Origin of the sequence: Serratia sp. CY47444, from assembly GCF_052168635.1 — a bacterium.
Taxonomy (GTDB): Bacteria; Pseudomonadota; Gammaproteobacteria; order Enterobacterales; family Enterobacteriaceae; genus Serratia; species Serratia bockelmannii.
Genome location: NZ_JBJNMH010000005.1, coordinates 179542 through 204352, shown reverse-complemented (window position 1 = coordinate 204352; position 24811 = coordinate 179542). Strand labels below are relative to the sequence as shown.

18 protein-coding genes are annotated in these 24811 nt (G+C 60.1%); 5 read left to right on the top strand and 13 right to left on the bottom strand.

The features are described from left to right. Window positions 1-7: 7 nt before the first annotated feature. The 8 genes from rseP to rpsB form a co-directional block, all read right to left on the bottom strand. Window positions 8-1363 (bottom strand): sigma E protease regulator RseP, encoded by a 1356-nt coding sequence (gene rseP, locus ACJ8IL_RS10275; protein WP_025304033.1) that lies wholly within the window; start codon window positions 1361-1363, stop codon window positions 8-10. A 27-nt stretch (window positions 1364-1390) separates the two neighbouring features. Further along, window positions 1391-2233, bottom strand: coding sequence for a phosphatidate cytidylyltransferase (cdsA, locus tag ACJ8IL_RS10270; RefSeq protein ID WP_043139905.1), 843 nt, complete (start codon window positions 2231-2233; stop codon window positions 1391-1393). 9 nt (window positions 2234-2242) lie between these two features. Continuing rightward, a complete protein-coding gene (gene ispU, locus ACJ8IL_RS10265; RefSeq protein ID WP_025304035.1) occupies window positions 2243-3001 on the bottom strand; it encodes a (2E,6E)-farnesyl-diphosphate-specific ditrans,polycis-undecaprenyl-diphosphate synthase in 759 nt (252 codons plus the stop codon). A gap of 277 nt (window positions 3002-3278) precedes the next feature. After that, a complete protein-coding gene (gene ispC, locus ACJ8IL_RS10260) occupies window positions 3279-4475 on the bottom strand; it encodes a 1-deoxy-D-xylulose-5-phosphate reductoisomerase (RefSeq protein ID WP_060435085.1) in 1197 nt (398 codons plus the stop codon). Window positions 4476-4632: 157 nt separating this feature from the next. Continuing rightward, window positions 4633-5190, bottom strand: coding sequence for a ribosome recycling factor (gene frr / locus ACJ8IL_RS10255; protein ID WP_004931943.1), 558 nt, complete (start codon window positions 5188-5190; stop codon window positions 4633-4635). Between the two features lie 119 nt (window positions 5191-5309). Further along, on the bottom strand, window positions 5310-6035 hold the full coding sequence (pyrH, locus tag ACJ8IL_RS10250; RefSeq protein WP_004931940.1) for a UMP kinase: 726 nt from the start codon (window positions 6033-6035) through the stop codon (window positions 5310-5312). A gap of 148 nt (window positions 6036-6183) precedes the next feature. After that, a complete protein-coding gene (gene tsf / locus ACJ8IL_RS10245) occupies window positions 6184-7035 on the bottom strand; it encodes a translation elongation factor Ts (RefSeq protein WP_025304037.1) in 852 nt (283 codons plus the stop codon). A gap of 129 nt (window positions 7036-7164) precedes the next feature. Beyond that, window positions 7165-7890 (bottom strand): 30S ribosomal protein S2, encoded by a 726-nt coding sequence (gene rpsB, locus ACJ8IL_RS10240; RefSeq protein ID WP_016929891.1) that lies wholly within the window; start codon window positions 7888-7890, stop codon window positions 7165-7167. A gap of 345 nt (window positions 7891-8235) precedes the next feature. On the opposite strand from rpsB, the gene map reads away from it, so the two are divergent. The 4 genes from map to ACJ8IL_RS10220 all read left to right on the top strand — a co-directional run bounded on the left by map (window position 8236) and on the right by ACJ8IL_RS10220 (window position 13153). Continuing rightward, window positions 8236-9030 carry a type I methionyl aminopeptidase gene (gene map, locus ACJ8IL_RS10235; protein WP_004931936.1) on the top strand — a complete coding sequence of 265 codons (795 nt, stop codon included), beginning with the start codon at window positions 8236-8238 and terminating at the stop codon, window positions 9028-9030. A gap of 73 nt (window positions 9031-9103) precedes the next feature. Further along, entirely contained in the window at window positions 9104-11767 is a 2664-nt protein-coding gene (gene glnD / locus ACJ8IL_RS10230; protein WP_147823294.1) for a bifunctional uridylyltransferase/uridylyl-removing protein GlnD, read from the top strand. Between the two features lie 42 nt (window positions 11768-11809). After that, on the top strand, window positions 11810-12634 hold the full coding sequence (dapD, locus tag ACJ8IL_RS10225) for a 2,3,4,5-tetrahydropyridine-2,6-dicarboxylate N-succinyltransferase (RefSeq protein ID WP_025304039.1): 825 nt from the start codon (window positions 11810-11812) through the stop codon (window positions 12632-12634). 129 nt (window positions 12635-12763) lie between these two features. Further along, window positions 12764-13153, top strand: coding sequence for a DUF3461 family protein (locus ACJ8IL_RS10220; RefSeq protein WP_004931929.1), 390 nt, complete (start codon window positions 12764-12766; stop codon window positions 13151-13153). 57 nt (window positions 13154-13210) lie between these two features. Here ACJ8IL_RS10220 and ACJ8IL_RS10215 read toward each other — a convergent pair whose 3' ends face one another. From ACJ8IL_RS10215 to ACJ8IL_RS10195, 5 genes are all read right to left on the bottom strand, one after another. After that, window positions 13211-13663: a flavodoxin gene (locus tag ACJ8IL_RS10215; protein WP_033644870.1), complete on the bottom strand. Its 453-nt coding sequence runs from the start codon at window positions 13661-13663 to the stop codon at window positions 13211-13213. A gap of 33 nt (window positions 13664-13696) precedes the next feature. Then, entirely contained in the window at window positions 13697-14467 is a 771-nt protein-coding gene (gene truC, locus ACJ8IL_RS10210; protein WP_025304040.1) for a tRNA pseudouridine(65) synthase TruC, read from the bottom strand. 60 nt (window positions 14468-14527) lie between these two features. Beyond that, window positions 14528-16876, bottom strand: a complete 2349-nt coding sequence (pbpC, locus tag ACJ8IL_RS10205; RefSeq protein WP_442516526.1) for a penicillin-binding protein 1C — start codon at window positions 16874-16876, stop codon at window positions 14528-14530. Between the two features lie 49 nt (window positions 16877-16925). After that, window positions 16926-22901, bottom strand: a complete 5976-nt coding sequence (locus tag ACJ8IL_RS10200; RefSeq protein WP_442516525.1) for an alpha-2-macroglobulin family protein — start codon at window positions 22899-22901, stop codon at window positions 16926-16928. Window positions 22902-23047: 146 nt separating this feature from the next. After that, the gene (locus ACJ8IL_RS10195; RefSeq protein ID WP_025304043.1) at window positions 23048-23374 is read right to left on the bottom strand and encodes a YqcC family protein; all 327 of its coding nucleotides are present in this window, start codon (window positions 23372-23374) and stop codon (window positions 23048-23050) included. 178 nt (window positions 23375-23552) lie between these two features. Between ACJ8IL_RS10195 and ACJ8IL_RS10190 the strand changes: the two genes are divergently transcribed. Next, complete coding sequence (locus ACJ8IL_RS10190; RefSeq protein WP_025304044.1) at window positions 23553-24791, top strand: MFS transporter; 1239 nt, start codon at window positions 23553-23555, stop codon at window positions 24789-24791. Window positions 24792-24811 lie beyond the last annotated feature (20 nt).

Below are 24811 nucleotides of genomic sequence, written 5' to 3'. Positions count from 1 at the left end.
CCCGCCCCTAGAGGCGGGAAAAATCATTGAAAAGTGCAAGACCCATCAACAACACCAGCACGATCGAACCTATGCGGTAGCTGTAGTCCTGTACTCGCTCGGAAACCGGCCCACCCTTCAGCTTTTCTATCGCCAGGAAGAGGAGATGCCCACCATCTAACACCGGTAATGGGAACAGGTTGATGATCCCCAGGTTGACGCTAATCAACGCCAGGAACATCAGATAATACACGAATCCGACTCCGGCTGACGCCCCAGCTCCCTGTGCAATCGAGATCGGGCCACTCAGGTTGTTCAGCTTTACATCACCGGTTATTAATTTGCCCAGCATGTTGACCGTCAGCCGCATCAGCTGCCAGGTCTTGTCGCCGGCCTGATACAGCGCCGGGAACGGTCCATACTGGCGAATCGTCTTATACTCTTCCGGCAGCGGCAGCACCTTTGGAATGATGCCTGCAAACCCCACCGATTTGTCTTTTCCCACCGGCTTTGTATCCGGTATCAGCGTCAAAGACAAGGGGGCGCCGTTTCTTTCAATCTCCAAAGCCAGCGGCTGCCCCGGGCCATCGTGGATACGCTTCACCAGCGTCTGCCAACGACCCAACGGCTGACCATCGACTTTAACGATCCTGTCCCCCGCTTGTAAACCCGCCTTTTGCGCCGCCGAGTTAGGCTGCACTTCCGCCAACACGGATTCGATCTGCGGGCCGCGCGGCATAATGCCCAGCGCGACAACGGGATCCTGCTTGTCCGGTTCAAAGTTCCACTGGCGCAAATCCAGGGTTTTGGTCACCACCTGCGAAGAGCCGAACGGCGCGACGCCGACTTCGGTTTGCGCATCGCCAATCTTCGCCACCAGCGCCAGACGAACTGATTCCCAATCAGGCGTTTCGATGCCGTCAACCGACTTTAGTTCCATGCCAGACGAAATTTCGGCCTTGGCGGCGATGGATTGCGGCGCGATTTCGCCGATCACCGGGCGGAAACTCGGCACGCCGATGATGAACACCAGCCAATAGGCAAGGATAGCAAACAGGAAGTTGGCGATGGGGCCGGCGCTGATGATGGCCGCGCGCTGCCAGACGGTTTTGTTGTTAAAGGCCTGATGGCGCATTTCCGGCGCCACCGACTCCACGCGCTCGTCCAGCATCTTCACGTAACCGCCAAGCGGGATCAAGGCGATGACGTACTCGGTGCCCTGGCGATCGGTACGGCGCCACAGCGCCCGGCCGAAGCCGATGGAAAAGCGTTCAACGCGCACGCCGCAACGACGGGCAACCCAAAAGTGTCCGAACTCATGCACGGTAATCAAGATACCGAGCGCAATCAGAAACGCCACCAGGTTCCAAAGCACGCTGACCATCATCCCTCACTTTCCGTCATCGACGGATTAAAACACCAACAGCATCAGGCAGGCAAACACCGGCACCGCCGCGGTCAGGCTGTCGATACGATCCAGTATGCCGCCGTGACCGGGAATCAAATGCCCGCTGTCCTTGATGCCCGCTTCGCGTTTGAACATGCTTTCGGTCAAATCGCCCAGCACCGAAGCCAGCGCGGCGAGCACCGAACAGGCCAACAGCGTGGTCGGCACCACGTTCAGTGGCGCGTAGCGGCCGAACAGCCAGGAAATGACCGCCGACGTCAGCAGCCCGCCGATCAACCCTTCCCAGGTTTTACCCGGCGAGACCTTCGGTGCCAGTTTATGCTTGCCGAACAGCTTGCCGAACATGTAGGCACCGGAATCCGCGCCCCACACCAGCAGCATCACGTACAGCAGCCACCAGGCGCCGGTAAACGGATTTTGCTCGTAGCCGAACTGGCGCAGCGCCAGCATGCCCCAAAAGAACGGCACGATGGTCAGCAAGCCGAACAGCAGGCGCAGCGGGCGCGAATTGCGCCAGATAGAGGCCGAACCGGGATAGAACAACACCAGCAGCAACGCCGCCAGCCACCAGGCCAGCGACAGCCACAGCGAGCCGCTTATCTGCGGCACGGATTGATGGTAAGCGGGGACGCTGAGCATCATCAACGCCAGCAGAAAACCGCACAGTATCGCCAACCAGATGCGCTGCGAACGGGAGGTAAAACCGGCCAATTGGCCCCACTCCCAGGCTGCTAACATGCACACGACGAGCGTTACCAGAGCAAAGGCCAGCGGCGGCAACAGGAACAGCGCCGCGATAACGATCGGGATTAAAATCAGAGCAGTTATGAGGCGATACTTCAGCAAAAGTTCTCCCTAGGACGCATCGGCGCCGATAGGTGTTGTTCCCCCGAAGCGGCGCTCACGTTGTGCAAATGCATTCAGCGCACCTTCAAAGACAAGTTCATCGAAATCAGGCCAGAGCACATCAGTAAAGTAAAGTTCAGCATAGGCGATTTGCCACAGCAGGAAGTTACTGATGCGATGCTCGCCACCGGTGCGGATAACCAGATCCACCGGCGCCAGGTCGCTCATGCAAACCCGCTCGCTCAATAATTCCTCGCTGATCTGATCCGGGTGCAACTCCCCTACCCGTACCTGTTCGGCCAGTTCCCTTACTCCCTGAATGATATCCCAACGGCCACCGTAGTTGGCAGCGATATTGAGCGTCAGGCCATCGTTATTTTCCGTCAGTGCTTCAGAGCGGCGGATCCGCTCCTGCAAACGCGCGCTGAATCGGCTGATATCGCCGATCACCCGCAGCCTGACGTTATGTTTATGCAGGCTTTTTACTTCACTATCCAGAGCGCGGACAAAAAGCTCCATCAGGGCGGAGACTTCCTGCACCGGACGGTTCCAGTTTTCGCTGCTGAAGGCATAAAGCGTGAGTGCATCTAAATGGTGGCTGGCGGCAAAACTGACCGCGCGGCGAACCGATTTCACCCCTGCTTTATGACCGAAGACACGTAACTTGCCCTGACGTTTGGCCCAGCGTCCGTTACCGTCCATGATAATGGCGACATGGCGCGGCCCCTGGGAAGATGGATTAGCCTCTTGTTGGTTTGCGGACGACATAACTCGTACTTATTTCCTCAGTAGAAATATAACTGCCTTTCCGGAACATCAGGCCCTTACGCGCAAAAAAAGCCGTGTGCCCGACACGGCTTTCAGCCTGCCCTCGCGATACCCGGCACAGCCGGGCCGCCATTGGCGCACAGAGCGCCAATCGGGCCATAATTCAACGGTATAACCGCTGACAGGTGGCGCAGACTATACCACCTCAGCGGGGCATGAACAAACGGCCCCGCTGCGGCACGCGCGAATTACGAGCAAAATCGGATAATCGCCGTGATCAGCCGCACAACGCGCGAACGCGCTCCTCGGCAGCGGCGCGCGCCTGACGGTCAATGTCTAAGACCGCGTCGATGCAGGTCGGTTCCTGCAGCGCGAGACGTTCCACCACCTGGCGGTTGACCGCGGCAATGTCGGTAAAGCGGATCTGCTGCTGCAAAAATGCCGCCACGGCGATTTCGTTGGCCGCGTTCAGCGCGGTGGTCGCCGCCTGACCGGCCTCGAACGCCTCGATCGCCAAGTACAGGCAAGGATAACGTTCGCGTTCCGGTTCGGCGAAGGTCAGCGAACCGATGCGGCAGAAGTCCAGCGCTTCCACGCCGGAGTTCACGCGCTGCGGATACGCCATCGCGTGGGCGATCGGCGTGCGCATATCCGGCGTCCCCAACTGCGCCAGCACGCTGCCGTCGGCATAGCGCACCATCGAGTGAATCACCGACTGCGGGTGCAGGATCACTTCCATTTGCTCGGCCGAGGCGTTAAACAGCCAGCGGGCCTCAATGTATTCCAGACCTTTGTTCATCATGGTGGCGGAATCCACCGAGATCTTGCGGCCCATCGACCAGTTCGGGTGGGCGCAGGCTTGATCCGGCGTCATCGCGGCGAACTGTTCCAACGGCGTGGTGCGGAACGGGCCGCCGGAACCGGTAAGCACGATGCGCGAAACACCATGACTGTCCAGTGAAGAGTATCCCAACTGACGCTGAATGTTCTCAGGCAAACTCTGAAAAATTGCGTTGTGCTCGCTGTCGAGCGGCAGCAGTTGCGCCTGGCTTTGCCGCACCGCGTCCATAAACAGACGGCCGCAGGTGACCAGCGATTCTTTGTTGGCCAGCAGTACCTGTTTGCCGGCGCGGATCGCCGCCAGCGTCGGCAATAGCCCCGCAGCGCCGACGATGGCCGCCGTCACTTGATCGACGTCATCCAACGCTGCCAGCTCGCAGGCCGCTTGTTCTCCGGCCAAGACTTCGGTAGCGACACCGTTTTCCGCCAGGACAGCGCGCAGCTCGCGCGCGGCGTTTTCATCCGCCATCGCGGCGAAGGCGGGCCGGAATTCCATGCATTGCTGCGCCATGAGCGCGACGTTACGGCCGGCCACCAGCGCTTTGATCGCAAAACGGTCGGGATTCGCCCTGACCACGGCCAGGGTACTGGTCCCTACCGAGCCGGTCGAGCCAAGAATGGTCAGTTGCTTCATGAGTTCACTCTGAATAACTGTCTGATGAGATCGGAGGTGTTCCAGTGTGGAACCTTGGACACCGCTTGTCCATGATCTTTCAGTACGATGAAACGGGATCTGCGCCACAAAAAACAAAGCGCCGCCCAGGCGACGCTTTCTTTCTGCGCGATGCTGATTAGAAATCCATCAGCTCTTTTTCTTTCTCCGCCAGCGCGGCGTCGACCAGCTTGATGTAAGCGTCGGTCATTTTCTGAATCTCGTCTTGTGAGCGACGTTCTTCGTCTTCGCTGATCTCTTTGTCTTTCAGCAGCGCCTTGACCTTGTCGTTGGCGTCACGACGCACGTTACGCACCGCTACGCGGCCCTGCTCGGCTTCGCCGCGCACGATCTTGATCAGATCCTTACGACGCTCTTCGGTCAGCGGAGGCAGCGGAACGCGAATGTCAGAACCGGCGGAAGACGGGTTGAGGCCCAGATCGGAGCTCATGATCGCTTTCTCAACGGCCTGGCTCAGGCTGCGGTCGAACACGTTGATTTTCAGCGTGCGGGAGTCTTCTACGGTTACGTTGGCCAGCTGACGCAGCGGCGTAGCGGCGCCGTAGTATTCCACCATGATGCCGTCCAGAATGCTTGGAGAAGCGCGGCCGGTGCGGATCTTGCTGATTTGGTTTTTGAATGCTTCTACGCTTTTTTCCATGCGTGAATCAGCATCTTTTCTGATTTCATTAGTCACGTTGCAAACCCTTGGAAGCTGGTTACTTGGCAGGCGATACTCAAGTATAGCCCGTAATCGTACTCGAAGAGCGCGCGGCGCCTGGCGTCACGCGCTCCGAAAAAGGGGGGCGAACAGCCTTATTTGCTGATCAGCGTACCTTCGTTCTCACCCATCACCACGCGGCGCAGTGCGCCAGGCTTGTTCATGTTGAACACGCGGATCGGCAGACCGTGATCGCGGGCCAGCGTAAACGCCGCCAGATCCATCACTTTCAGCTCGCGCTCCAGCACGTCCTGATAGGTTAATTGTTCATACAGCGTCGCATCCGGGTTTTTCACCGGATCGGCGGAGTATACGCCATCCACTTTGGTGGCTTTCAGCACCACGTCGGCTTCGATCTCGATACCGCGCAGGCAAGCGGCGGAATCGGTGGTGAAGAACGGGTTGCCGGTACCGGCGGAGAAGATCACCACGCGGTTGTTGCGCAGCAGGCTGATCGCCTCTGCCCAGCTGTAATTATCACACACGCCGTTCAGCGGGATCGCCGACATCAGGCGGGCGTTCACATAGGCACGGTGCAGTGCATCACGCATAGCCAGGCCGTTCATCACGGTAGCCAGCATTCCCATGTGGTCGCCCACTACGCGGTTCATGCCGGCTTGCGCCAGGCCCGCGCCGCGGAACAAGTTCCCGCCGCCAATAACTACACCGACCTGAATTCCCAGTTCGACCAGCTCTTTCACTTCCTGAGCCATGCGATCCAAAACGCTGGCGTCGATACCAAAACCTTCTGCACCTTGCAGGGCTTCGCCACTCAGTTTAAGCAGAATACGCTGATATACGGGTTTTGCATTGGTTGCCATGGTGTTCTGTCCTAAGAAGCAGTATTAGTATTGGGGATTTCAGCCGATGAAACGCGCCTGAGGTGAGTATCACGCTGCAGGGCCTGCCACCGGTGTAATTCTGGCTGGATAGTATGGAACCGCCAGACGGCGGTTCCATCGACAGTCATTAAGACTGTTTGCTCATCGCGGCAACTTCAGCAGCGAAGTCGGTTTCGACTTTCTCGATGCCTTCGCCCACTTCGAAGCGAATGAAGTTGGTCACGTCAGCGTTGTGCTCTTTCAGCACCTGAGCAACAGATTTGCTCGGATCCATAACGAAAGGCTGACCGGTCAGAGAAACTTCGCCGGTGAATTTCTTCATGCGGCCTTCAACCATTTTCTCTGCGATTTCTTTCGGCTTGCCTGACTGCATGGCGATGTCCAGCTGAACCTGGTACTCTTTTTCTACCACTTCAGCAGACACGTCTTCTGGCTTCACGAACTCTGGCTTGCTCGCCGCAATGTGCATTGCGATTTGCTTGACCAGCTCGTCGTCAGCGCCTTTAGCCGCAACCAGAACGCCGATACGCGCGCCGTGCAGGTAGCTGCCCAGCACGTCGCCTTCCAGGGAAGCAACGCGGCGAATGTTGATGTTTTCACCGATTTTTGCCACCAGCGCTACGCGCTCTTCTTCGAACTGTGCTTTCAGCACGTCAACGTCAGTGATTTTGCCGGCCATAGCGGCATCCAGCACTTTGTCGGCGAACGCCTGGAAACCGGCGTCTTTCGCGACGAAGTCAGTCTGGCAGTTAACTTCCAGAATGATGCCGTAGTTGCCTTCGATCTTGGTTTTGATCACGCCGTCAGCAGCTACGTTGCCTGCTTTTTTAGCGGCTTTGATCGCACCGGACTTACGCATGTTTTCGATTGCCAGTTCGATGTCGCCGTTGGATTCAACCAGCGCCTTCTTGCAATCCATCATGCCAGCGCCGGTACGCTCGCGCAGTTCTTTTACCAGGGCAGCGGTAATATCAGCCATTTATTTTTCCTCGGTTATCTCGCGTGGAGACAGTTCTCATTCAGATAAGCAAAGGGGGCCTTTACAGGCCCCCCTAACCAACATATGTCAATACCTGGTTAATAAGGGCTCAGTGACGAGCTTGCCTTATTATTCAGCTTCTACGAAGCCTTCTTCCGCCTGAACGGCCAGATCTTGAGAACGACCTTCACGCACAGCGGCAGCAACAGCAGTCAGGTACAGGTTTACTGCACGGATTGCGTCGTCGTTACCAGGGATGATGAAGTCAACGCCGTCTGGGTTGGAGTTGGTATCAACGATAGAGAATACCGGGATACCCAGGTTGTTGGCTTCTTTGATCGCGATGTGCTCGTGATCGGCATCGATAACGAACAGTGCGTCTGGCAGACCGCCCATATCCTTGATACCGCCCAGGGAGTTTTCCAGCTTGGCCAGTTCACGAGTGCGCATCAGCGCTTCTTTCTTGGTCAGCTTGTCCAGGGTGCCGTCTTGAGACTGGATTTCCAGATCTTTCAAACGTTTGATGGACTGACGAACGGTTTTCCAGTTAGTCAGCATGCCACCCAACCAGCGGTGGTTCACGAAGAACTGGTCACAGCTGTTCGCAGCGTCTTTTACCGCTTCGCTTGCTGCGCGTTTGGTACCAACGAACAGGATCTTGCCTTTACGGGAAGAGATCTTGCTCAGTTCAGCCAGAGCGGCGTTGAACATTGGTACGGTCTGCTCCAGGTTGATGATGTGAACCTTGTTACGAGCGCCGAAGATGAAAGGCTTCATTTTCGGGTTCCAGTAACGGGTCTGGTGACCAAAGTGAACACCAGCCTTGAGCATGTCGCGCATGGAAACAGTTGCCATGATTAAACCTCTATAGATTAATTGGGGTTATGCCTCCACGTATCCCATAACGCCGACCCTGGCGGCGACAAGTCACCTCAGGGCACCCCGGCGGATGTGCCGATACGTGTGTGTTATTTACACAAAATGAGTGCAGTTAAAGTATTTTCGGCCAATTCCTGCCAGGTCACAAGAACCAAGTCGCGGATCGCCGGCGCGCTTTATACCATAAACCCGCTGCCGACACCAACTTTTGTTGCTTTTCGCCGGGCGTCGGGAAATGAAATTTGGCAGCCTCCGGCCGGGCTGATACCATAAGTCACTGCTTCTTATTGTCGACGATAACGACACCTGCGGACAAATTTCATGGCAATCTCAATTAAAACACCTGATGACATCCAAAAAATGCGCGTGGCCGGCCGCCTGGCCGCCGAAGTGCTGGAGATCATCGAGCCGCACGTCAAACCTGGCGTGACCACCGGCGAGCTGGACCGTATCTGTCACGAGTACATCACCAACGAGCAGCAGGCCATTTCCGCCTGCCTCGGCTATCACGGCTTCCCGAAATCCGTGTGTATATCGGTGAACGAAGTGGTGTGCCACGGCATCCCGAGCGACGACAAAACGCTGAAAGACGGCGACATCGTCAATATCGACGTGACCGTGATTAAAGACGGTTTCCATGGCGACACCTCTAAGATGTTCATCGTCGGCAAACCGACCATTCTGGGCGAGCGCCTGTGCCGCGTCACTCAGGAAAGCCTGTATCTGGCGCTGAAGATGGTCAAACCGGGCATCCGTCTGCGCACCCTGGGCAAGGCTATTCAGCAATTCGTCGAAGCCGAGAAGTTCTCCGTGGTGCGCGAGTACTGCGGCCACGGCATCGGCGAAGTGTTCCACGAAGAACCGCAGGTGCTGCACTATGACGCGGACGACGGCGGCGTGGTGCTGCAGGCAGGCATGGCGTTCACCATCGAACCGATGGTCAACGCCGGCGACTACCGCATCCGCACCATGAAAGACGGCTGGACGGTAAAAACCAAAGATCGCAGCTTGTCGGCGCAGTATGAGCATACTATTGTGGTCACTGATAACGGCTGCGAGATAATGACGTTGCGCAAGGATGACACCATCCCCAACATCATTACGCACGAGATGTAAGCACCGCGGCGAACGCCGCGTGCAGAATATCACCAGGCCGGCTTATGCCGGCCTTTTTTATGGGCTGCGCACTATGTCTGACAATCTTCTTCAACAGGCGGCCCCGGCCGTGCCGATGCCGCCCGTCTCTCCCAGCGCTTACGGCGACGACGAGCTCACCTGTCCGGAACTGAAACAGCGGCTGGAGCAGTTTCAGCTGTGGTTGGCGGCGGCGTTCGACGCCGGCTCCAGCGCCGAAAGCCTGGTGGCGGCGCGCAGCGACTTCATCGATCGCCTGCTGCGCCGGCTGTGGACCTTCTACGGCTTCGAAGATATCCCGGAAACCGCACTGGTGGCGGTCGGCGGCTACGGCCGCGGCGAGCTGCATCCGCTGTCGGACATCGACGTATTGGTGCTCAGCCAGCGCCGGCTGACGGAACAGCAGTCGCAGCGGGTCGGCGAATTCATCACCCTGCTGTGGGATCTCAAGCTGGAGGTGGGCCACAGCGTGCGCACCCTGGAAGAGTGCCTGCTGGAAGGCCTGGCGGATCTGACCGTGGCCACCAACCTGATCGAATCGCGCATGATCTGCGGCGACGTCGCGCTGTTCCTGCAGATGCAAAAACACATCTTCAGCGACGGCTTTTGGCCTTCGCCGCAGTTTTTCCACGCCAAGATCAACGAGCAGCAGGAACGCCACCAGCGCTACCATGGCACCAGCTATAACCTGGAACCGGATATCAAAAGCAGCCCCGGCGGCCTGCGCGATATCCACACGCTGCTGTGGGTGGCGCGCCGCCACTTCGGCGCCACCTCGCTGGACGAAATGGTCGGCTTCGGTTTCCTCACCCAGGCCGAGCGCAACGAACTGAACGAATGTCAGAGCTTCCTGTGGCGCATCCGCTTTGCGCTGCATCTGGTGCTGCCGCGTTACGACAACCGTCTGCTGTTCGATCGTCAGCTCAACGTGGCGCAGCTGCTGCGCTATGAAGGTGAAGGCAACGAGCCGGTCGAACGCATGATGAAAGACTTCTACCGCATGACGCGGCGCGTCAGCGAGCTGAACCACATGCTGCTGCAGCTGTTCGACGAGGCCATCCTGGCGCTGGACGCCACCGAGAAACCGCGTCCGCTGAACGACGATTTCCAGCTGCGCGGCGATCTGATCGATCTGCGTGACGAAACGCTGTTCATCCGCGAGCCGCAAGCCATCATGCGCATGTTCTACCTGATGGTGCGCAACCGCGAGATCAAAGGCATTTACTCCACCACCGTGCGCCAGCTGCGCCACGCGCGCCGTCACCTGAAACAGCCGCTGTGCACCATCCCGGAAGCGCGCGATCTGTTTATGGCCATCCTGCGCCACCCCGGCGCGGTGTCGCGCGCGCTGGTGCCGATGCACCGTCACAGCGTGCTGTGGGCTTATATGCCGCAGTGGGGCAAGATCGTCGGGCAGATGCAGTTCGATCTGTTCCACGCCTATACCGTCGACGAGCACACTATCCGGGTGCTGCAGAAGCTGGAGAGCTTCGCCGATGCGCAAACCCGGCCGCGCCATCCGCTGTGCGTGGAGCTGTATCCGCGCCTGCCGCACCCGGAACTGCTGCTGCTGGCGGCCTTGTTCCACGATATCGCCAAAGGGCGCGGCGGCGATCACTCGATCCTCGGCGCGGAGGACGTGGTCGAGTTCGCCGAGCTGCACGGTCTCAACTCGCGAGAAACCCAACTGGTGGCTTGGCTGGTGCGCTGCCACCTGCTGATGTCGGTCACCGCGCAGCGCCGCGATATCCAGGATCCGACGGTGATCCAGCAGTTCAGCAGCGAAGTGCAGAGCGAAACTCGCCTGCGCTACCTGGTATGCCTGACGGTGGCGGATATCTGCGCCACCAACGAAACCCTGTGGAACAGCTGGAAGCAGAGCCTGTTGCGCGAGCTGTATTTCGCCACCGAGAAACAGCTGCGCCGCGGCATGCAAAACAGCCCGGATCTGCGCGAACGCGTGCGCCACCATCGGCTGCAGGCGCTGGCGCTGCTGCGCATGGACAACATCGACGAAGAGGCGCTGCACCGCATCTGGAGCCGCTGCCGCGCCGACTATTTCCTGCGCCACTCGCCGAATCAGCTGGCCTGGCACGCCCGCCATCTGCTTGCCCACGATTCCACCCAGCCGCTGGTGCTGGTCAGCCGCCAGGCGACGCGCGGCGGCACCGAGATCTTCATCTGGAGCCCGGATCGTCCTTATCTGTTCGCCGCCGTCGCCGGGGAGATGGATCGCCGCAACCTGAGCGTGCACGACGCACAGATCTTCACTAACCGCGACGGTATGGCGATGGACACCTTTATCGTGCTGGAACCGGACGGCAGCCCGCTGGCGCAGGATCGCCACGCGGCGATCCGTCAGGCGCTGCTACAGGCCATCACCCAACGAGAGTATCAGCCGCCGCGTGTGCGCCGCCCCTCTTCCAAGCTGCGCCACTTCAGCGTGCCGACCGAGGTCACCTTCCTGCCGACCCACACCGATCGCCGCAGCTACCTGGAGCTGACGGCGCTCGACCAACCCGGCCTGCTGGCGCGGGTGGGCGAAGTGTTCGCCGACCTGGGGCTGTCGCTGCACGGCGCGCGCATTTCCACCATCGGCGAGCGGGTCGAGGATTTGTTTATCCTGGCTGACGGCGAGCGGCGCGCGCTCGACCAAGAAACGCGCAGAAAGTTGGAGCAACGGTTGACAGAGGCCCTCACCCCGAACGATAAAATGTGATACAAGTAACTTTTTACCGACAACATCAGGAAAGAGAACAGCATGCAGCAATTACAGAACGTTATTGAAAGCGCCTTCGAACGCCGTGCGGACATCACCCCGGTGAACGTAGACACCGTAACGCGCGAAGCGGTAAACCAAGTGATCGGCCTGTTGGACAGCGGCGCCCTGCGCGTTGCCGAGAAGATCGACGGTCAATGGGTCACCCATCAGTGGCTGAAGAAAGCCGTGCTGCTCTCTTTCCGCATCAACGACAATAAGGTAATGGACGGCGCGGAAACCCGCTACTACGACAAGGTGCCGATGAAATTCGCCGACTACGACGAAGCGCGCTTCCAGAAGGAAGGTTTCCGCGTCGTGCCGCCGGCTACCGTGCGCCAGGGCGCGTTCATCGCTCGCAACACCGTGCTGATGCCGTCTTACGTTAACATCGGCGCCTACGTCGACGAAGGCACCATGGTCGACACCTGGGCCACCGTCGGTTCTTGCGCGCAGATCGGCAAGAACGTTCACCTGTCCGGCGGCGTCGGCATCGGCGGCGTGCTGGAGCCGCTGCAGGCCAACCCGACCATCATCGAAGACAACTGCTTCATCGGCGCGCGCTCCGAAGTGGTGGAAGGCGTGATCGTGGAAGAAGGCTCGGTGATTTCGATGGGCGTCTACCTCGGCCAGAGCACCCGCATCTATGACCGCGAGACCGGCGAAATCCATTACGGCCGCGTGCCGGCGGGTTCGGTGGTGGTTTCCGGTAACCTGCCGTCGAAAGACGGTTCTTACAGCCTGTACTGCGCGGTGATCGTCAAGAAAGTCGACGCCAAAACGCGCGGTAAAGTCGGCATTAATGAGTTATTGCGTACTATAGACTAAATTGAAATAGCGGGTGATTCACCCGCTATTTTTTTGTCTGCGTTTCGCTGGCAGTCACAGTCGCAGATCTCGCTTTCCGCCATAATCGCAGTCGTGGAATATAACGATCACATCTAAAGAGGGCGCAGTATGTACGATAACTTGAAGAGTTTGGGCATCAATCAACCGGAAGACGTCGATCGCTATAGCCTGCGTCAAGAGGCCAACAACGACATCCTCAAGATCTATTTCCGCAAGGACAAGGGCGAGTTCTTCGCCAAGAGCGTGAAGTTCAAGTATCCGCGCCAGCGTAAAACCGTGGTGGCGGACAACGCCGGCCAGGGCTACAAGGAAATTCACGAGATCAACCCGAACCTGCGTTACGTGATCGACGAACTGGATCAGCTGTGCCAGCGCGATCAGGTGGAAGTGGATCTGAAGCGTAAAATCCTCGACGACCTGCGCCATCTCGAGGGCGTGGTGTCGCACAAGATTGCCGAGATCGAAGCCGATCTGGAAAAACTCACCCGCGGCAAATAATGCGGATCGGCTGATCCGCATCATCGTTAAGGCGCCCTGTTACGGCGCCTTTTTACGTTATGACTGCAGCAGCGTGCCCCACTGCTCGACCCACGGGCAGGCGGCCACTTCCGGCTCCGGCTGTTCCATCGCATCGATTTCCAGCACTTCGCCAACGCGGGTGGCGCCCTGTTCCTGCAGCAGCGCATCGAACGTGCGCCCGGCGCCGCAGAAGTGGTCATAGCTGCTGTCGCCGAGGGCGATCAGCCCATAGCGCAGCTCCGGCTGATAGCCAACCTGATCGCGAATGGCGTGGAACAGCGGCGCGATGCTGTCCGGCAGATCGCCCTGCCCGGTAGTGGAGGTGATCACCAGCGCGTAGTGCTGACGATAAAACTGCCAGGCCTCCAGCGTGCCCTCTTCGAACAGTTTGACCTCATGGCCCTGCTCGCTGAGGATGTTTTGCGCCTCTTCCGCCACCAGCAGCGAATTGCCGTAGACCGTTCCCACGAAGATACCAACCTGAGCCATGGCTCCTACTCCCTTCATTACCTTTAAAAATTGTCAGCTATCCTGACCGTTAGCCGCGCTAAACTCAACCCCGGCAAGTTCAGGGAATACCCCCGCCCAGCCGAACTGCGCCATCACCCCTTGCCAGTCTTCGTCCCAGCGCGCCGTCACCTGTAGCGGCTCGCCGCTCACCGGGTGCGTCAGCTGCAGATGGCTGGCGTGCAGCATCAGGCGCGGGCAGCCGAAATGCTGCGCCATCCCACGGTTCTGCCGCAGATCGCCGTGCTTGCTGTCACCGATGATCGGATGGCGAAGATGCGCCATGTGGCGCCGCAATTGGTGCTTGCGGCCGGTTTCCGGCTGCAGTTCCACCAGACTGTAACGCGCGCTGTCGTAGCGGCCGACGGCCACCGGCATCTCTACCTGCGCCAACGGCCGGTAGTGCGTGACGGCCGGCTGCGGCCCCTTGTCGGCATCGGCATGTTTATCGGCGATTTTGTCCAGCTCCGCCGTCAGCGGGTAGTCGAGGGTCGCCCCCTCCTGCACGTAACCGCGCACCACCGCATGGTAGGTTTTCTGCACCTGATGCTGCTCGAACTGCTGCGACAGCAGGCGCGCCACCTCGCTGGAAAGCGCCATCAGCAGCACGCCGGAGGTCGGGCGATCGAGACGGTGCACGGTAAAGACGTGCTGCCCGAGCTGATCGCGCACCGTTTGCATCATAAAACGTGTTTCATGACGATCCAGCCAACTGCGGTGTACCAACCAGCCCGACGGTTTGTTCACCGCCACCAGGTGTTCATCCTGATACAAAATCTCAATCACATCGCTTTCCCAGGTCAATAGCCGTTTCGGGCGCGAGTATAACAGGCGTGCGGCTCAGCGCTAGTTTACCCATTCGATGGTCACCAGGCGCGTATCGGCGCGGCCGCGATCGTCCACCGCCCGAATGCGATAACGCCCGTTGTTGATCGGCCGCCAGTCGATCGGCTTTTTGCTGGCGCTGCTACCGAGATAGATATCGTCGACAAACCAGTACACCGTCTTGCTGTCGGCATCCGTCACCGCATTGAAGGCGATTTTGTCCCGCCCCTGCTGCGACTGGCGCAGGGTATAGGTGGTATTTTTCAGCGGCGAAGTGATGCGCGGTGCGTTGCCGCCGACGGCGATGCCGTTATCCTTGCAGCGGTTAACCGGCGGCGTCCGTTTCGGCAGCCCGGCCTGGGCGAACACGTTGGCCAAATCGGAAGGCCAGAATTCAAAGATTTCGGTACGAGTCTGCGCCGCGTCATACGGCGGGCAAACGACCTCGCCGCTGTGAATATCCAGCACCACAGGCCGATAGACGCTGTCCACCTTGATCGGCGACTTGCCGGGAATGAACCAGGTCTTGCCCTTTTGCTGGCACCACGGCGTCGGCAGATCGCCGCTGGCGAGACAAATCTCCACCCGCCGCAGCCGTTGGGGGAACGGATGTTTCGGTTCCCGCAGGCCAGGGTAGCTGGCGTTGACGCTGTCGATGATATTGAAAAACAGCGGCGCGGCCGCCTCGGCGCCGACCAACGCATTGTTGCCGCGCCCGTCGAAGTTGCCTTCCCACACCACCAGCACGTAAGGGCCGAAGATTCCGACGCTCCAGGCGTCGCGAAAGCCCCATGAAGTCCCGGTCTTCCAATACACCGGCAGCGAAGAAGAACGCTGTGCCAGCGTATCGCCCGGCCGCCGGTGCTGGCGCAGCATATCCAGCGTGATGAAACTGGCCTCCTCACTCAGCAGCCGCACCGGCGTCGATTCGGCCTCGTTCAATCGCATGCGAAGCGGCCGCAGCTCGCCGCGGTTCGCCAGCAGCGCATACAGCTTCGCCAATTCCTGCGCCGTCACCTCACCGCCGCCCAATACCAGCGACAGCCCGTAGTGGCTCTCATTGGCCATATTGGCGACGCCGCTCAGGCGTAAGAACTGATAAAAAGTCGGCTGGCGCAGCTGCGAGGCGACATATACCGCCGGGATGTTACGGCTGAAGTTCAGCGCGTCGGTGGCGGTCACCGGGCCGAGAAAGCGCCGGTCGAAGTTTTCCGGCGCATAGGCGCCGAACGACGAAGGCACGTCTTTCAGGATAGTCATCGGATGCAACACGCCTTGCTCCATGCCCAGCGCGTAGATGAACGGCTTCAGCGTCGATCCCGGCGAACGTTTGGCGTTGGTGCCGTTCACCTGCCCCTGGATCGGCCGATTGTAATAGTCCGCCGATCCTACCAGCGCGCGCACCCCCATATCGCGGCTGTCCACCAGCAGCACCGCGGCGTTTTGAATGCCGCGGCTGCGGTTGCGGGCGATAAAGGCGTTAACCTGCCGCTCGACCAGCCGCTGCAACCCGACGTCCAGCGTAGTGTCGACGCGAGTGTCGCGCTGCACCAGTTGCTGCGTCTGCAGGCGTAGCTGTTCGATAAAGTGCGGCGCAATATAGGGTACTTGCTCAGGCTGCCGCAGCGCCAGCGGCAGGCGGAACAGCGTTTGCTGGCTGGCGTCGGTCGGGTAAACCTGCTGCCAGCGCTGGAACAGACGGTTGCGCGCCTGCGTCAATGCGGCACCGAGCACGCCGGTTTTTGGCTCCAGACGGTAGCTGGGCGACTGCGGCAGCACCGCCAGCGTCAGCGCCTCCGGCAGGGTCAACGCCTTCGGCGACTTGGCGAAGTAGATCAGGCTGGCGGCGCCGATGCTTTCAATGTTGCGACCGTAAGGCGCGTAATTCAAATAGGCTTCCAGGATATCGCGCTTGGAGTAGCTCAGTTCCAGCTGCACCGCGCGCAGCACCTGCAACAGCTTGCCGCCCGGCGTGCGGGTATTGAGATGCCAGCGCATCCGCGCCAGCTGCATGCTGATGGTCGATCCGCCCTGCATTTTGCCGCCGGCGACATAGCTGCGCCAGAAGCCGCGCATCAGGCTGACGGGGTTAAAGCCGGGGTTGTAGTAGAACCAGCGATCTTCGTGCAGCAGCAGCCCACGCACCGCCAACGGCGACACCTGCTCCAGCGGGGTCCACAGCCGGTAGCGATCGTCGTTGGCCAGCGTGATGCGCAGCAACGCGCCGTGCCTGTCGTAATAAACGGAAGACTGCGGCAGCCCCTGCCACAGGGGCGGATGCGGCCACAGCCGAATCGCGGCCAACAGCAGCGCCAGTAAAAACACCGCCATCAAGCCGTTTTGCAGCACGCGCCCGGTCAGGATCTTCATACGTTCTCAGCATTCCGGCGCCAGACGCTGGCCTGGCGCCGGATATGGCCTAGTCGTTGCCCGCCGGCACCACCACCAGCTTGCCGCCGCCGGCCGACATGGCCTGCACTTCACGGTCGTACATGGCTTCGCCGTAGGCCGGTGGAACAATAAAGCTGCCGGTATTGGTGGCCTTGATCTGATAGACGAACTCCTGCACCTCGGTGCCAGCGCTGCCGTAGATAATCACCCGATCTTCGCGGATATCGCTGTAATCCGGCGCCCAGGTGGAGCCGGTGGCGGCCAGCGGCGACTGCCAGCCGCCGCGATCGTCGCTCTCCTCGCCGGTATCGGCCGGTTCCGGCGGCGTCTGCTGCACCACTTCGAACCCGCCCGGCAGCAGATCGACGATCGCCAGGTTGCTCTGCCCCTCTTTCGAGTTGGCGCGCACCTTCAGATGGACGTTGATCTTCTGCCCCAGCGTCACCTGCGTCACCGCTTTGCCTTGCTCGTCGGTGTAATCGCGGACAATCTCAATGCCGCGCGACAGCGCTTTTTGCGGCGCATTCAGATCGTAACCGGCCTGCGTCACCACATACCAGGCCGGCGCATTGCCGCCGTTGGTGAAGCGCACGGCGGTGGCATCGGCGTTAAACTGCCCCTGAACGAACAGCCCCTGCAGCTCACTGATGCGCTGCGGCTCGCTGCCGCTTTTGCCCACCTGCACGATGCCTAACGCGTCCGCATTGGCGGATTGCGCCGCCACCTCAGTCGAATAGCTTTCCAGCGCCAGGATGCTCATTGCAGAGGAGTACGTGGTGTAACGCTCTTCTTTCAGCGCCTTGACCATGTTCTCCAGCACCTGCGGCGGAATCGACGCCACCTTCTCAGGGAAGTGACGGGTAATCAAATACAGCCGCGTCGCATCCTGCACCAGCGGATCGAAATAGTTCTGCGTCCACCAGGCGCTGTCATAGGCTTTGCTCAGTTGCTGCCAGCTCGGTTGCAGCAACGCGACGGCTTCGTCGTCCATCTTCAACAGGCGATAGGAAGAGGCCAGATACAGCGCGCTCAGGTCGGTTTTCCACTCCTCGCCATAGCGTTTTTGCAGCGTATCCTGCACCGCCGCCAGCGAGTTGGTGGTCACTTCGCCCTGCAGCGTCAGCAGGTAAACCGCCCAGCTGCGCAGGCGCAGCAGATACAGATCGTCGAACCCGCTGGCCGCCAGCTCGCGCAACACGCCGTTGGCTTCATCCAGCATGCCTTCCGGCAGGGCGTAGCCCGCCGCTTTGGCTTCGAGCAGATATTGCACCACATAAGGCGTGACGAAAGGATCGGCATCCGGCGATGAACGCCAGGCGCCGATCGCCCCGCTGTCGTTCTGGCGGGCGCGCAGCACGCCAAGCAGATTGCGCAGCTGCTTGCTGACTTCCGCCTGGCTCAGGCTGCTTTTCATCTCTGGGTGACGGCTCTGCAGCATCAGCGGAATGGAACGGCTGACGATCTGCTCGGAACAGTAATATGGGTAATCCGCCAGGTATTGCGCCAGCCCATTGGTCAGCACCAGCGGTGAATTCGACACCGCCGCCCGGCGCTGCGCGAAAGCATCGAACATCTGGCGCAGGCCATCGACGTTCTGGCTGCTGCCACTCATGCGCCCCATCACCGACTGGGTGCGGTACGGCGCCGCCGGCCGCACCGAGGTGCTGACGGTGCGGCGGCTGGCCTGGTCGCCGTAACGGGCGTCGAACACCAGCGGCGCATCGCCCAAAACGGCTTTGGCGCGCAGGCGGAAAGCGATCACGCCCTCGCGTTTTTCCGCCAGCGTCAGGCTTTGCGTCGCGTTGCCCACCACCTCCAATTGCGGCGGCGGCGTCAGCAGGACGTTGATGGCTGCCGACTGGCCGTTCAGCCCTTCGAGGTTGTTGCTGATGCCCACGCTGACGTCGAACTCATCGCCCGGCGCCACCATCGCCGGCACGTTCGGCGTCATGATGAAGCTGTCGCGCACCGTAGCGGCGGTTTGCGCCTTGCCGATTTTCTCCGGCGTCACCGAAATCGCCATGACGCGGATCTTGCCGTTGAAGTAATCCGGCACCGGATAGACGAACTGTTTCTCGCCGCTGACCTCGGTAATGCCGGACCAATAGGCCACCGGCTTATCGCGCTTGCGCTTGAACGGGTTGAGGTTGAGATCCAGCCCTTCGCCCGCATCGCCGCCCGGCGCCGCGGTCAGCGCCATCAGCTTGCTGAATTCCGGCAGGATCAGATCGAGGATCTGCGAGCTGCTCACGTTCAGTTCGCGCTTGCTGAAGAAGAACTCCAGCGGATCCTTCAGGCGATAACGCGCCACCTGCAGAATGCCCTCATCGACGGCGAACAGCGCCACCTGCTGCGGCGCATCGGTCTTGACCGTCATCGTCAGGTTTTCACCCGGCTTGATGACCGCCGGCGCCGTCACCTCGAGGCTGTTTTGGCGCGCCTTGGTGCTGATCTTGAACGGCATCACGCCGTAACTCAGCGGGCTCATGAAGATCTCGCTGGAGTTGATGTCGCGCACGAACTGCACGTTGATGTAGCCGTTGCCCTCCATGCCGGCCGGCACGCGGATCGTCTGCACCGAGCTGGTGGTATCGCTGTGGAACCACTGCCAGGCGTAAACTTTGTCCTTCTCGATGGTGATCAAACCGCTGCCGGTATAAGGCGCGTTAATCGCCACCTCGATCTCCTCGCCCGGCTGGTATTCCGCCTGGTTCAGTTTCAGCTTCAGTTCGGCGTTGCGATCCAGCGAACGGCTCAGGTTGGCGTTGCCGGCCACGCTGTAGGCGACGCGGTTGAGCGTCTTGCCCTGCGCATCTTCAATCACCAGCACGAAGTCGCCCGGCTTATCAGTCGTCAGCCGCAGATCCGCGCCCTGCTCGCTCAGCGCCAGCGGCTGTTCCGACAGCTGCACTTCCTTCATCTTCGACTGGTATTTGTAAACGCCCGAATCCTGTTTGGTCAGCACCGAAATGTATTTCTGTTCGATCAGCACCTGCTTCAGATTCGGCATGGCGATCTGTTTCAGGGCCGGATCGATGGCGATCACATTCAGATGCCGCTCCGCGTCGCGATTGATGTAGCCCAGATCGCCGTCGGCCTTCACCCCAATCAGATAATCGTAAGGCGAAACCAGCGTACGGGCGGTAGCCGCCACCGAACGCCCGCCGCCGGCGACGAACGCCTCCGACAACAGCTGCAGCTGATAGGTCGCGTCGGCGTAGGATTTCAGATCGAGCGGAATATCGGCCGCGCCATGCTCATCGGTGGTGCGATCTTCCAGCTCGGTTTCGAACCCGTCGCTGTTTTGCCGGTTTTCGTAGAACGCATAATCCGGGAAGCGATCGAAGCTCGGATACATCGGCCGCAGCGTCAGCCTGGTGGTCACGCGGCGATCTTGCGCCGGGGTGCCGAACAGGTTCTGCACGTCGATGCTGGCCTTCAGCTCAGACGGTTTTACCCAGCCTTGCTGGCGGTCCGGCGTCAACGCCAGCTTCACTTTCAGCTGATCCGGTTCGAACTCCTTCACATTGACCGCGGTATGGCCGAGCAGCGTGGAGGTATCGTTGTTTTTGCCGATCAGATACAGATAGACGTTCCACTCGCCGGTCGGTGAGTTTTCATCGGTGGTATAGCTCAGCTCGTTGAAACCGCTGGCGCCCAGCGTCAGCGGTACGGTGGACATCAGCTTGTCGCGCGGATCGCGAATTTCGGCACGCACCGGCACGCCGGCCAGGCCAACGCCCCAGTCGGCGGCGCGGGTGATCAGGCCAATATTGAAAGTATCCCCCGGCCGATAAACGCCGCGATCGGAGAATAGATAACTGCTGAGGGTGCGCGGATCGGTCGGCGTTTGTTCACCGGCGACGTCGAAGCGCGAGAAGTCCAGCCCGCGATCGTTATAGCTACCGGTCGGCAGGAAGGAGACATCCCCTTCCTTTTCCACCAGGAACATCACCGGCTGGCGCTCGTTGGTGTATACATCGAGCGCCGGGAAACGCACGTGGCCGTCGGCACCGGTGGTTTGGCTGAGCAGCGTCACGCCGTTTTTGGCCACTACCGACACGGTGGCGCCGCTGACCGGTGCGCCGCTTTGGATCGACTGCACAAAGACATCGCGCGTCTTATCCTGCGAGCTCTTGGCGACGATGCCCAGATCGGTCACCACCACAAAGCGCGAATCGCCGACGTCGGGCTGCTCTTCCCCTTCGCTTTCATCTTGTTCCTGATCCTGCTCGGTGCCCGCCTCTTCCGCCGCCGGTTTTCGGTTCGGCTGCCATTCGGACAGCGTCAGCAGGAATACCCCGCGATGGGAGCTGGCGTTGGTGGAGAGATAACGGGAGAGATCGATGCCCTGATAGTTCACTTCCCCCGGCCGCTCGTTGTTGAGCGCCGTTTGGTATTTGAAATGCTCGGTGAAATATTCGTCGTTGAGACGGTTGAATTCCGTGGACGAGTAGTCCCGACTTTTGAAGGAGACAATGTGCTGCAGCTGGCTCGGGATCACCCGTTTGATGTCCAGCCGCAGGCCCGCCACGTTACGCGCCGCCACGCTGATCTGCTTGTCGCCGTTAACCGACAGCAGCGAGCCCTGCGACATGAACTGCAGCGATTTCGGGAACTCCGGCACTTCGACCACCCGATAAACCTTCTTCGGCATCTTGTAACCGCCGACAGAGACCAGCTGGTTGTCTATCTCGAGCAACACAAAGCGGTGCGCCGGAGCGTCGAAACGGAAGCTGAACTGCGGTTGATAGGCCTCTTCCGCCTCGTTAAGCGTCAACGGCAGTGGCGTCGCCTGCGCCAGCACGTTTTTGCCGACGCTGTCGACCGTCCATTGATAGAAGTCTTCGGCATCGTTGGCGGCCTCGGCATCGCTCGGATCATGCTGCGGCAGCAGCCAGGCTTTGGTGGCCCGCACCAACTCTTTATCCTTCACCGCATCGCTGAAACCGACCACCAGCGCACGCTGCCCTTGGCCGCCGTCGGTGTCCACGACCTGAGCGCTGGCGTCACTCAGCGCCAGGCTGTAGAGGGTGGGTACCTTGACCCAGTTGCTTTTCGCCTCTTCGACAGCGTTGCCGGTCGCCGTCGATTTAACGCCCTTACCGACGGTCAGATGCACCGCGCCGCCCTGATCCAGCGCCTGAAGCGGTTCGGAATGCACCCAGGCGTTCAGTTTTTTCTCGTCATAGACCAGAGAGAAGTTCAGCTTTTTCTCGGAGGACGTGCTGCCTTCCTTCAATCCCAGCGAAATCTGTTTTTCAAAGCTGGCGACGTCAACCGGCGCGTTGAACTGCAGATTGAAAATCGCGCTGCGTTTCTGTGCATTCTGTGGATCGCGGTAATACTCGGCCTGCCCCAGACGGTAATCGAACGCGGGCACGGTGAAGGCATAGCGGGTTTTGGCGAGCTTGACCTGCGGCGCCAGCAAGGTGGCGGGCTCCAGGGCCACCTCATATTTCGCCCCCATCGGCAGCGGTTTTTTCGGCGAGAACACCAGCGTTGATTCATTGCTCCACGCCCACTGCCCTTCCGCCGTCGGTTTGAGGGTGATACCGGCGCTCACGGTTTTACCCACCACGGCGATCGGCGCGACCGAGCCGCTGAAGGTCAGGCTCACCGTTTGCGGCGCCTGCCGGGCGGCGGCGTAATCTATCGGCTCGGGGTTGGCCACCTCGGCGCTGATCTCCTGAACCACCAACGGCGCCGGCTCGATGGGCTGGGGCCGATTTTGCCACCAGTGCCAACCGTAAAACGCGCCGCCCGCGGCCCCCGCCAGCAGCAGCAGGCCCAGACCGATCGCTTTCGGGTGTTTATCCACGCCGCTTTCGAGCCGCAAGAAACCGCGCGGCAGCGCAGCCCACCAGGCCGGCGCGCGCCAGCTGAGGTTGCCGACCAGCGGTCTCAGCAACCGTCCCAACAGCGACAACACCCCACCCAGCAGGCGACAAACGCCCTTAACCAGGGTAAAAGGCAAACGCAGGATAAACCTTAATAAATCCATTATTGCAGCACCTCATCATCCTAATGCAGCCCCCGGTCAACCGTCGCGGTTCAACCGAGCCGAAAGACACCGTCGGCTCTCCTGCCCGGCATCCGCGCGAGTACTCTACACTGCCGGACGGCAAAAATCTGCGCGCCGCCGGCGGATTACGGCTCTTTATTCAACATCAAATCCAGCTGTTGCAGCAGCACCAGCAGCGGCAGGCTGCTCGGCTCACGATCTTTCAGCGCCTCTTCGAAATAAGGCGTGATGGCGAAGCGCGTCGGCAGCGGCGCTTGGGCGTCCAGCAGCGCATACATGCGCGGCAGAAACACCCACTGCAGCCAGGCTTCGGCCGACATGCTGTCGATACAGAACGGCTCGGTGCTGGAAAAAGCCTCATGCTCAGGCGGCGCGGCCTGCCACAGCGCCAGATCGCGCATGGATTGTTCAATCGCCTGCAAACTGCGGCGCACCTGGTTATGTATACTCATCTGCATTCCCGATCTCTTTTCATTATGGTATTCAGCTCGCTGGCTGAAAGGCGGCAAAGCATAGCATTTTTATAGTCCAAATTTGGCGCGCCCGAGACCGGCTGCCGTTTTTATCTGGTGGCGATCGCCGCCGCGCGGCACAATAGGGCCACCGAATTCACCACACAGATAAAGATTCATGTCCGTAATAACAGAGAAAAAAAACCACGCGACGCCCGGTAAAGCCATGCTGGCTTCGGTCACCGGGTATGCCATGGACGGGTTTGACCTGCTGATCCTCGGCTTTATGCTGCCGGCTATCAGCATCGAATTAGGATTAACCTCATCGGCCGCCGGTTCACTGGTCACCTGGACGCTGATCGGCGCGGTGCTGGGCGGCGTGATCTTCGGCCACCTTAGCGATCGTTTCGGCCGCATCCGGGTGCTGACCATCACCATTCTGATGTTTTCCCTGTTCACCGGCCTGTGCGCCGTGGCGCAAGGGTATTGGGATCTGCTGGCCTATCGCACCCTGGCAGGCATCGGGCTGGGCGGCGAATTCGGCATCGGCATGGCGCTGATCGCCGAAGCCTGGCCGGCGGAGAAACGCAACCGCGCTTCGGCTTACGTCGGCATGGGCTGGCAATTGGGCGTGCTGGCAGCCGCCTTCCTGACGCCGCTGCTGCTGGAACACATCGGCTGGCGCGGTATGTTCCTGGTCGGTCTGCTGCCGGCGCTGGCGTCATTCCTGATCCGCCGCACGCTGGGCGAGCCGGAGGCGTTCGTGCGGCAGAAAGACGCCGGGCGGCCGCTCTCCTTCCTGCAGCGTTTGCGCCTGCTGTTTAAGGATCGCGCTACCAGCAAGGCCAGCATCGGCATCTTCATTCTCTGTTCGGTGCAAAACTTCGGTTACTACGGGCTGATGATCTGGATGCCGACTTACCTGGCGAAAAACTTCGGCTTCTCACTCACCAAGTCCGGCCTGTGGACGGCGGTGACGGTGGTCGGCATGACGTTCGGTATCTGGCTGTTTGGCGTGCTGGCCGATCGCTTCGCCCGCTGGAAGATTTTCGTGTTGTATCAGGTAGGCGCGGTAGTGATGGTGATCGGTTACGCTCAGTTGAGCGATCCGATGCTGATGCTGTTCGCCGGCGCCGTGATGGGCATGTTCGTCAACGGCATGATCGGCGGCTACGGCGCATTGATTTCCGATACCTACCCGGTACAGGCGCGCGCCACCGCGCAAAACATCCTGTTCAATCTGGGGCGCGGCGTCGGCGGCCTGGGGCCATTGGTAATCGGTGCGCTGGTGACGCAGGTGTCATTTACCGCCGCCATCAGCCTGCTGGCGGCGATTTACCTGCTGGATATCTACGCCACGCTGTTCCTGCTGCCGAAAAAACAGGGCGCAGGCGATACGCTGGGCGCGATTGGTTAACGCTGGCGATGGATTAAGCA